General features: G+C 52.4%; 12 protein-coding genes. 5 read left to right on the forward strand and 7 right to left on the reverse strand.

The annotated features are described in order from the left end of the window. Positions 1-39 precede the first annotated feature (39 nt). The 4 genes from HYT77_00005 (at position 40) to HYT77_00020 (ending at position 2,595) form a co-directional block, all read left to right on the forward strand. On the forward strand, positions 40-783 hold the full coding sequence (locus tag HYT77_00005; protein ID MBI2066382.1) for a hypothetical protein: 744 nt from the start codon (positions 40-42) through the stop codon (positions 781-783). Positions 784-786: 3 nt separating this feature from the next. Then, a complete protein-coding gene (locus tag HYT77_00010) occupies positions 787-1,290 on the forward strand; it encodes a hypothetical protein (protein ID MBI2066383.1) in 504 nt (167 codons plus the stop codon). A gap of 15 nt (positions 1,291-1,305) precedes the next feature. Then, the gene (locus HYT77_00015; protein MBI2066384.1) at positions 1,306-1,806 is read left to right on the forward strand and encodes a hypothetical protein; all 501 of its coding nucleotides are present in this window, start codon (positions 1,306-1,308) and stop codon (positions 1,804-1,806) included. Positions 1,807-1,878: 72 nt separating this feature from the next. Continuing rightward, positions 1,879-2,595 carry a hypothetical protein gene (locus HYT77_00020; GenBank protein ID MBI2066385.1) on the forward strand — a complete coding sequence of 239 codons (717 nt, stop codon included), beginning with the start codon at positions 1,879-1,881 and terminating at the stop codon, positions 2,593-2,595. On the opposite strand, the gene HYT77_00025 is transcribed toward HYT77_00020, so the two are convergent. The 7 genes from HYT77_00025 to lipA form a co-directional block, all read right to left on the reverse strand. Further along, on the reverse strand, positions 2,549-2,911 hold the full coding sequence (locus HYT77_00025) for a DUF1049 domain-containing protein (GenBank protein MBI2066386.1): 363 nt from the start codon (positions 2,909-2,911) through the stop codon (positions 2,549-2,551). The two genes, HYT77_00020 and HYT77_00025, sit on opposite strands and share 47 nt — an antisense overlap. Continuing rightward, positions 2,908-3,303 carry an HIT domain-containing protein gene (locus HYT77_00030; protein ID MBI2066387.1) on the reverse strand — a complete coding sequence of 132 codons (396 nt, stop codon included), beginning with the start codon at positions 3,301-3,303 and terminating at the stop codon, positions 2,908-2,910. Before HYT77_00030 ends, HYT77_00025 begins: the two co-directional genes overlap by 4 nt. 89 nt (positions 3,304-3,392) lie before the next feature. Next, positions 3,393-3,869, reverse strand: a complete 477-nt coding sequence (locus HYT77_00035; protein MBI2066388.1) for a GNAT family N-acetyltransferase — start codon at positions 3,867-3,869, stop codon at positions 3,393-3,395. A 2-nt stretch (positions 3,870-3,871) separates the two neighbouring features. Continuing rightward, the gene (locus HYT77_00040; protein MBI2066389.1) at positions 3,872-4,945 is read right to left on the reverse strand and encodes a threonine synthase; all 1,074 of its coding nucleotides are present in this window, start codon (positions 4,943-4,945) and stop codon (positions 3,872-3,874) included. Positions 4,946-5,008: 63 nt separating this feature from the next. Then, positions 5,009-6,292 (reverse strand): homoserine dehydrogenase, encoded by a 1,284-nt coding sequence (locus HYT77_00045; GenBank protein MBI2066390.1) that lies wholly within the window; start codon positions 6,290-6,292, stop codon positions 5,009-5,011. Positions 6,293-6,297: 5 nt separating this feature from the next. Further along, complete coding sequence (locus HYT77_00050) at positions 6,298-7,464, reverse strand: aminotransferase class I/II-fold pyridoxal phosphate-dependent enzyme (protein MBI2066391.1); 1,167 nt, start codon at positions 7,462-7,464, stop codon at positions 6,298-6,300. A 111-nt stretch (positions 7,465-7,575) separates the two neighbouring features. Further along, on the reverse strand, positions 7,576-8,469 hold the full coding sequence (lipA, locus tag HYT77_00055) for a lipoyl synthase (protein ID MBI2066392.1): 894 nt from the start codon (positions 8,467-8,469) through the stop codon (positions 7,576-7,578). A 91-nt stretch (positions 8,470-8,560) separates the two neighbouring features. Here lipA and HYT77_00060 point away from each other — a divergent pair, with 91 nt between their 5' ends. Continuing rightward, positions 8,561-9,403, forward strand: coding sequence for a phosphohydrolase (locus tag HYT77_00060; GenBank protein ID MBI2066393.1), 843 nt, complete (start codon positions 8,561-8,563; stop codon positions 9,401-9,403). The last annotated feature ends 178 nt before the right edge of the window (positions 9,404-9,581 follow it).

Here is a 9,581-nt window from a genome sequence, read left to right on the forward strand (position 1 = left end):
GCGGCATGATGATTGCAAATATAGGCTGCAGGAGGACGAATGGGATTCGGAGATTTTCTTTCAGGCGCAGGTGATGTCTTCATGAACACCATCACGCTCGGTGGTTACGGCGCCATGCAGGCGGGAGAGGCCCAGGCGAGTGCCGCCCGTTATGCCGCGGACCGTAATGCGGCGGCCCAAGAATACTCTGCTGACCGTGCCGCTGATGCGTCTGAGAGATCCGCCCAACTTCAGGCCGATGCGATGATCCGGGCCAGTCAGATGCAATCCAACATGCAGCGGCAGATGATGGAGATGCAAAAGGATATCTTCCGTCGTCAAATGCTCCAGGCGGAGCGTTTTTCGGTTCGCGATGAGCTCCGATATGTTGCCGGCAAGGCAGCGACAGACACATTTAACAAGGTTGCCGGTACCGCAACGACCCTTTGGGAAATTAACGATATCGCCCGCGAACAGAGATTAATTGAACAGTTTGGATTAAACGATGACCCTGCCCTTCAGGCCCCCCCGGTTGCACCGAGTTCTTGGGAGGCATCTAATTATGACCTCCTGACAGGGGCCCGCGTTTCTGATTCGAATCCTTATGCGCTGGAGAGTGACCTCATGCAGGACCTGGAGAGAGAGGAAGCTTCTTTTGATCAATTAATTGACGGCGGGGCCGTGCAGGCTCCGGAACAGGATGTTCCTGACTGGGCCCAGGATGTCTGGGACGAGGCGGGAAATCATGTTGAGGATGGCGGTGGTCAACTCGACCAGCCTGCCAATGTAAGAAACGGGAGGTAATTTATGAGCGTCGGAGAAGCATTATCAATTGGATTGCCGATGATGGCCGGAATGGGGACGCAGGCGACGATGGGTTACTTAAGCGCGTCCGCCCAAGCAAGTGCCGCACAAAATATTGCAGGCACCAATGCCTCGGCATGGCAAACGATCAACGATCGAAACGCCTCCATGCAGGAGAATATCACCCAGATTACGACCGATGCGGCCAAGCACCAGACCCAATGGCAGGTCGCCGCAATGATCTTCACGGCGCAGACGCAGTACAACCAGGCAGTGGCGCAGATGCAGTATGCCGATATGGCAGATCGCCGCCAATCCTTGAACTTCCGTCATCAACTCGATGCGGAGCTGCGCATGACGACACTTGGTTATAATGCCCAGATCCATTCGTTGAATTTGCAACATCAACAGACGATGACCCAATTGAACAATACGCATGAGGAGAAACTGGCGGAGCTGGCACTCGGTTCCGGTCAGGAGATCGATCTAAACACGCTGCTCACTTAAGGAGAGATCAAACTTATGGCATGGATCGCTGCGGTCATCGCACTGGCAAAACAAGGAATCGACGGATATATCGGTCAACGGGTCGCGGAGACCTGGGCCGATGCGACACGATCGATTGCGGATATCAACTATGAGTCACAGACGACGATCGCCGATCGTCTCTACGACTCCAAAGTCACCACCGCCGGTCGGTACGCCGAGGCGTACGTTGACCAATCCAAAAAGATGGTTGAGGGGATGCTCTTCGCCGCGCAGTCCCAGTACGATCAGTCAAAACTCCAAATGCAGTATCTTGATCTCCAGGAGAAGAGGACCCACTCCAACTGGAAGAGACAGGTTGAGCAGGACTTAAAGCTCATGACGGTCGATTATAGCGCACGCATCCATGCCCGCCACCTGGACCACGAGGTCCGAACGACCAAGATTTATCAGGCGGCAGAGCTCAAACAGGCCAAAGAGAGGGCCCAGGCCTCGAGGCCAGCAATGGTCAATCTGAACGCATTATTCGTATCCTAAATTTTGTAGACTTCTTTAAAATTCACAGGTACACTAAAAGCCAAGTAAATTCAGGAGGCTAGGGGGCTTTTCATGACACCGATGGAAGAGTTGTGGGAGCAAGTATCACAACCCGCCGATGACGGGCAGAAATATATCACCTATAAAACAGCCCAGGACCTCCTTTTTCTGTATGCCAACGGATTTGTCGACCATCGAAAGCACACGCTAGACGCCTGGATCAAGGCGTTCGATGAGTGTCGTCAATCAGATGGCTCTTACAAAATTACGAAACAGCAATGGTTGGCCAAGGAGTCCTATCGCTATAGCGGTCCTGTGGAAGAGCCGTTTGATCCGCACCGGCTTCAGGAGCGGGATTTTACGGAGGCGGAGTTCGAGGCCGTTCTCAAGTATTTTGTCTGTCCTTCGACCTGGATCAACGAGTCCAGCATCCCGATCATCCTCGATGACCTTCGAAAGCGGAAAAAACTCGTGAATGGGAAGATCCGAATCGATCCGGCTGTCAAGAAAGAGATTCAGGAAGTTCTCGACAAATTTCCCTCCCCCCTTCGTGTACTTCAACTCGACGTCGCACGAATCCGAAAGCGGGGGCGCTTCAAGGAACCGGTCAGACAAAAAAATATGACCGCCTATGTTGCGGGGATTGATGCCCAGAAGCTTGCCTCTGCCCGGCTCAATCAGTTGGCAAAAACCAAGGCCCCCGTCCCCGAAGAGACCGCCCCACAGACGGGAGGCATCCCGCTCAAGGATTTGATGAAGAAGAAGCCTCGTGGTCCGGGTCGCGCATAGCGAGTGACGACATCCTTGCCTCTTCCAGCTCTTTCTGCAATTCGCGTATTTTCTTCTCCTTGTGGCGGAGTTCTGTCGACCGAAAAACGCGGGGCAGGATTTGAAGGAGCGGAAGAAAAATCATCCCCAAGCAAAATGTGGCAATGAGGAGAAACCCAACCGGGATCGGATAGGATTCGAGCGTCAGGAGATGAGGAATCCGAAACTGGAAGGTGAGCAGGTGTTGGAACGCCTCACCTCCCACGTTACTGTAAAAAAAATTCAGGATCACAAAGGTCAGAAAGGCAAGTGTGAGCGAGTAGATCAGTTTGATCATGATGATTTCCTCCAGTTCTTTTTAAGTTCCTTCCATGTTGCCTCAAGGTGCTGAGGCAGACAACGAACCTCCGCGATCGCCGGCAGAAAATTCGTGTCGGCCTCCCATCGGGGGATCAGATGCAGATGGAGATGACCGGCAATGCCGGCCCCCGCACTCTTCCCGAGATTCATCCCCCAATTAAACCCCTGCGGCCTGTAAGTTTTCTTGAGAATCCGGATCCCTTTTTTCAGAAATAACATCATTTCGGCTATTTCTGCCTCACTCAACGATTCAAGCTGCGCCGTATGCCGGTACGGCACGATCATGAGGTGGCCATTATTATAGGGATATTTGTTCAGAACAACATAGTTCTTCCGGCCACGGTGGATCACATGCTCCTTCTGATCCAAATTCCTCCTGACCTTACGGCAAAAGACGCACCCACGGTCCCTATCCTTTTCCTTTAAGTAAGTGATACGCCATGGGGCCCAGAGATTTTTCACGTTAGTTCCTTAAAAAGGGTCAATACTTTTTCTCTATACCCAAGTTGGCGATACAATTGAAGCGCTTTTATATTGTCCGAGAAGAGATGCAGCCCGATCTTCTTGATGCCGATTTTCTTTAATTCCCCCTCCATCATGCGAAGGGCGTCGGAGGCATATCCCTTGCTTCGAAACGGCTCCTCAATAAAAATCTCATAAAGATACCCCTGCCACTCCGCCCCCTCCTGGATCACCCCATACCAAATAGAGCCGACCTTTTTTTGGGTCGCATTCTCAAGGAGTGAAAAAAGAAAGTGGGACGGAGTCTCCTGGCCCTTGGGTAAGATACGGCGGATATGGCCCTCCGCCTCCTTTAACGCCTCTTGATTCAACTGGCCTCGAGCCTCTTTGAGATGGACCGAAGAGCGTTGAATAGAACCATGGACAAATTCCCTAAACTCCTTCTCTCCCATTGCTTTAAATGATATCTTCATCCCTATAACTTTAAGACCTTCCTGATTTTTTCTATCTCCGGTGAAACAACCAAAGGGGGTTTGGAGACGCAAATCGCCGTATCAGGATCTTTCAATCCATGTCCTGTTAAAGTGCAAACAATAACATCCCCTGCCTTGAAAAGATTCTTTTTTGCGTATTTTTTGATACCCGCAACCGACGCCGCAGAGGCCGGCTCGCAAAAATAACCCTCCCATCTGGCGATAGAACGATACGCCTCCAGGATCTCCCGATCACTCACCTTGTCGATTAAACCTCCCGATTCATCGCGTGCCGCCAACGCCCCCTTCCAGGAGGCAGGATTTCCGATACGGATTGCGGAAGCAACCGTCTCCGGACTTTTCACAATTCGCCCCAAAACGATCGGTGCAGCACCCGCCGCCTCAAACCCAAGCATCTTTGGAAGGGTCAGATCAGACCGTCCTGCCAGCCACTCCCGATATCCTCTCCAGGTCGCCGTGATGTTTCCCGCGTTCCCAACCGGCAAGGCATGATAGGTCGGAACTGTTCCAAGCTGTTCACAGATCTCAAAGGCAGCGGTCTTCTGTCCCTCCAATCGATAAGGATTGACTGAGTTGACAACCGTCGCGAGCTTCATTTTCTGAATCTCTCTTACAATCAGAAGCGCCTGATCGAAATTGCCTCTGATCGCCACGATATTCGCACCGTAAATCATCGCCTGCGCCAGTTTCCCCTTGGCAATTTTTCCCTTGGGAATGAGGATAGAGACCTTCATCCCGGCCCGTGCCCCGTATGCGGCGGCCGAGGCCGAGGTGTTCCCTGTAGAGGCACAGATAAGAGAATCGCTCCCCTCTTCCAACGCCTTGGAGACGGCGTAGGTCATCCCTCGATCCTTGAAGGAACCGGTCGGATTAAGCCCCTCTAATTTTAAATACAGCAGGGGCGCTGTTCGCTGCGCCCCCCCTTCCCCAAAAATCGACCTGGCCAACCGGGGGGCCGGTAGCAACGGTGTATTTCCCTCCTGTAATGTGACAATAAATTTTGGCTCGATCGGAAGAAACCGATGATACCTTTCTATAATACCAGGCATTCTCATCCCTCACCCTTCTAGACGCTCCAGGCCTCTCCTCCCCTCTCCCGCCGGGGGGAGAGGGTGAAACTAAAACCTCTCCATTCGAATCATCATCGTCTTCCCTGCAACCACCGAAAGTCTGTCAATTTCATGGATCGCCTTCTGAACATCCTTCTCATTCGCCTTATGAGTCACCACAAGGATTGGCACCTTGCCTCCCTTCACCTGTTCCCTCTGATGAACGGAGGCGATACTGATCCTGTTTTTACCGAGACAGTTTGCAATCTGCCCCAGGACACCGGGACGATCAAAAACGGTAAAGCGAAAATAGTATTCGTTAGAGCTCTTGTCGACCGATTCGACGGCAAGGGAATGGAGTGACGGTGTAATTCTCGCTTCACAACAGTCAATCGATTTGGCGATATCGACAATGTCTGAAACAACCGCCGAGGCGGTCGGCATCATGCCGGCACCACGACCATAAAACATCGCCGGACCGATCGCATCCCCTTTAAGAAAGATGGCATTAAACGCCCCGGAGACATCCGCAAGCGGGTGGGATTTTGGAACCAGAACGGGATGAACCCTCGCCTGCACCCTGCTATCCTCCCCCTTGGCAATGGCGAGCAGTTTAATGACAAATCCAAGCTCGCCGGCCGACTGGATATCAAACGGCGTGATCCGATGAATCCCCTCAACATAAATATTTTTCATCGAGAACCAGCCTCCATAACAGAGGGAGATGAGCAGGAGCAGTTTCTCGGCCGCATCTTCACCGGAGATGTCCTTATAAGGATTACGTTCCGCATAACCTTTTTGTTGTGCCTCGCGGAGAACCTCTTCAAAAGAGGCCCCTCGCTCCGTCATCTGGGAAAGGATGTAGTTAGAGGTCCCATTGATGATCCCATAGACCTCCTGAATATGATTTCCAACAAACCCCTCACGGATCGATTTGATAATCGGTATGCCGCCCGCCACGGACGCCTCAAAACCGACAGAAACCTGCCTTCGATCTGCCTCTTTAAATATTTTGTGCCCTTCATTTGCCAAGAGCGTCTTGTTCGCTGTAATCAGATGCTTTCCACGACGAATCGCTCCAAGCACCGCACGAAGAGACGCCCCCTCCCCTCCCATCACCTCAACCACAATCTGAATCTCAGGATCATTCAGTATTTGTGAGATGTCATCCGTGAGGAGCCGACGCGGGACAGAAACAGTCCTTTTTTTATTTCGGTGTTTCACGAGGATCTTTTTGATCTGCAGATCGACTCCAGCCCTCTCCCTCAAGAGGGCCCTTCGCTCATGGAGAATCTTCCAGACACCGGAACCAACCGTTCCAAGCCCAAGCAACCCGATCTGAATTTTTTTCATCATCTCTACCCCGTCAAAACCGTTTTAATCCCCTGGACCGCCTGGCGGATCCTCTTTTCATTCTCTACGAGGGCAAAGCGGACATATCCCTCACCCCGTTCACCAAATCCCAAACCGGGGGAAACAGCAACTCTTCCTTTTTGTAAAAGTTGTTTTGCAAATTCAAGGGACCCTTGTTTGATAAATCGCTCCGGTATCTTTCCCCAGACAAACATTGTTGCCTTCGGTTTCTCAAGTGACCAACCGATCCGTGTCAATCCATCGCAAAGAATATCACGGCGACGACGATAGACCTCCACGGTCTCCTTCACACAACGCTCCGGCCCATCAAGCGCGACGGTTGCCGCAATCTGGATTGGACCAAACATCCCATAATCCAGATAGCTCTTCATTCGAGTTAACGCATACACCATTTCCTTGTTTCCCACCACAAATCCGACACGCCAGCCCGGCATGCTGTACCCCTTGGAGAGGGAATAAATCTCGACCGCGCATTCCTTCGCCCCAGCCACCTGCAGAATCGAAGGAGGCTCATAACCGTCAAACACGAGGTCGGCATACGCCAGATCATGAATGACCCAGATTTTGTGTTGCCTTGCCAGCGCAATCACTTTTTCGAAAAAAGGGAGATCGACTACTTGGGTGGTTGGATTTGAAGGATAGGAGAGAATGAGACCTTTTACCGCAGACGAGTCACCTGCCTGTAAAGCCAATTCAATGTTTTTTAACGTATCTCCCTCAACCGAATAGGGTCTGATCGTCGCCCCCGCAATGACCGGTGCCCATCGGTGTATCGGGTAGCAGGGATCGGGGACAAGGACCTCATCTCCCGGCGAACTGATCGCCAACAATAAATGCGAAATCCCCTCCTTCGCACCAATCGTTGCGATCGCCTCGGAATCGGGGTCGATTGTTACACCAAATTTGCGCTGATACCACTTGGCAATCGCCATCCGGAGTTTGGGGATCCCACGTGAGACCGAGTAGCGATGATTCTTCGGTTTGTCCGATGCCTCCTTGAGCTTCTCGACGATATGTTTGGGGGTCGGGAGGTCCGGATTTCCCATGCCGAGATTGATGATATCCTCCCCCTTATGTCGCGCCTCGATCATCATCTGGGTCACAACACCCAAAATGTAAGGGGGAAGTTGTTTGATTCGTTCAAATTCCATCTATCCCTCACCCATAAAGGCACTCCCTACAGGCCACCGAGGCGCGACCGGAGCGTACTTGTGTAGTACGTGAGGATCGCGACCGAGGTGGACAACGAAGTAGATAGGCCTTTATCGACATCCCACCAATTCCTCGGCGTGATACGAACTTCTCACAAAAGGCCCTGAGGCGACTGACCGAAATCCGATCCCCTCAGCGACCCTCTTCCACTCCTCAAAAACCTCCGGCCTCACAAACTCCACGACCGGGAGATTTTTCGAGGTCGGTTGGAGATATTGGCCGATTGTGAGCAGTTCACAACCAACAGCCCTTAAATCGTTCAAGGTTTGCAGGACCTCTTTCTCTTTCTCACCAAACCCCAACATGAGACCCGATTTCGTTCTCATCGCCAGATCCTGCTGCTTAACCCGACTTAAAAGATCAAGGGAACGATTGTAAGTAGCACGATGCCTCACACGAGGCGTCAAACTCTCTACGGTTTCAATGTTGTGATTGAAAACATCCGGTCTTGCCTCCACAACACGTTCCAGTGCCTCCCAATTCCCGTCAAAATCGGAGGTCAAGGTCTCAATTTTTGTCTTCGGATTGAACGATCGAATCTCCCGAATCACGAGGCTCAAATGCGCTGCCCCTCCGTCGGGGAGATCATCCCGCGCCACCATGGTAATTACGACATGACTTAAACCAAGCCGCTTAACCATCGCCGCGGCATTCTCCGGCTCGCCAGGGTCAACCATCCCGACCTTCCCGGCCTCCACCGAACAGAAACCGCAATGCCGTGTGCAAACCTCTCCCAAAATCATCAAGGTGGCAGTCCCGCGCGACCAACACTCCCCGAGATTGGGACACCGCGCCTCCTCACAAACCGTGTGGAGTCCTAACCCCCTTAAATTTTTTTTCATCTGGTGAACAACAAGCGGCTCCCCCATTTTTTGAATAAGCCAGGAAGGGAGTCGGGATCGACGCCTTCGTCCCGTGTGAGATTGATGACTTGGAAGTTCCATCCAGGGGATATATTTAATGATTTTGAGGAGCCGTCAATTTGAAATTAATCCCCACAACCTTTATAAGTGAAGCCCCGATCCCCCGTCCATAATGAAGGCTCTTGTCAGGAGAGGGATCACGGTCCTCTATCATCAGGGTTGTGACGACGGTTTTGGCGCCGCTTGGGCGGCATGGCGCAAGTTTGGTGACAAGGCCCGCTATTTGCCTGTTCGTTATCAGGACCAGTTGCCATCGGACCTTTCAGGTCAGGATGTCTACCTCCTCGACTTCTCCTACCCACCGGACAAAATGAGGGAGTTGCTCAAAACGGCAAGACGTGTCGTGGCGATTGACCACCACAAAACCGCCAAGGCCTCGACAGGGATGGCAACAGAGTCTGTTTTTGACTTGAGTCACGCGGGGGCCGTCCTCGCCTGGAACCATTTTCACCCCGGCGTAAGGGTCCCCCGCCTTCTTCTCCATCTCGAAGACCGTGACCTCTGGCGTTTTGACCTCCGCGGGACCAACCAAATACGGGCCGTGCTGCGTTCCCACCCCGAGGATTTCAGGACATGGAGCAGACTTGCAAGAAAATTGGAAGAGAGCAGATCGCGTGCCGCAATTGTTCAGGAGGGGGCTGCAATCCTCCGATATCAGGAGGCGGTTGTTGACCGAATGGTCGCCTCCGCACAACTTGTTAATTTTTGTGGAACCCCTACGCTTGTTGTCAACTCCCCCGTTCTGGCATCAGAGATCGGTCATGCGTTGGCAAGAAGACATCCACCAATGGGGATCATCTGGTCGCAGAATGGTGCAGTGAGAAGGGTGGACCTTCGCTCTGAAGGTGACTTTGATGTCTCGACACTTGCCGAACGATTCGGCGGCGGCGGACACAAAAACGCCGCGGGCTTTAGTCTCTCCGCAACAGACCCGTTCCCCTGGACAGCCCTCTAAAAATATTTTTATTTTTCTGTTTTTTTTCCGCAACCATCCGGAAGAGGGCGTCGATGGGCGCTTTGAATGCTGACTTCATCGGCGACACGACCTTACGATTCCCAGTCCCGCTCCGTTCCGGCGAGTCACTTTTATTCCGGTCTGACCGGCCGCTCCTATCAGACCGAATTCGGCGCCT

The organism is Deltaproteobacteria bacterium (assembly GCA_016180855.1).
In the GTDB taxonomy this organism is placed as follows: Bacteria; UBA10199; UBA10199; order JACPAL01; family JACPAL01; genus JACPAL01.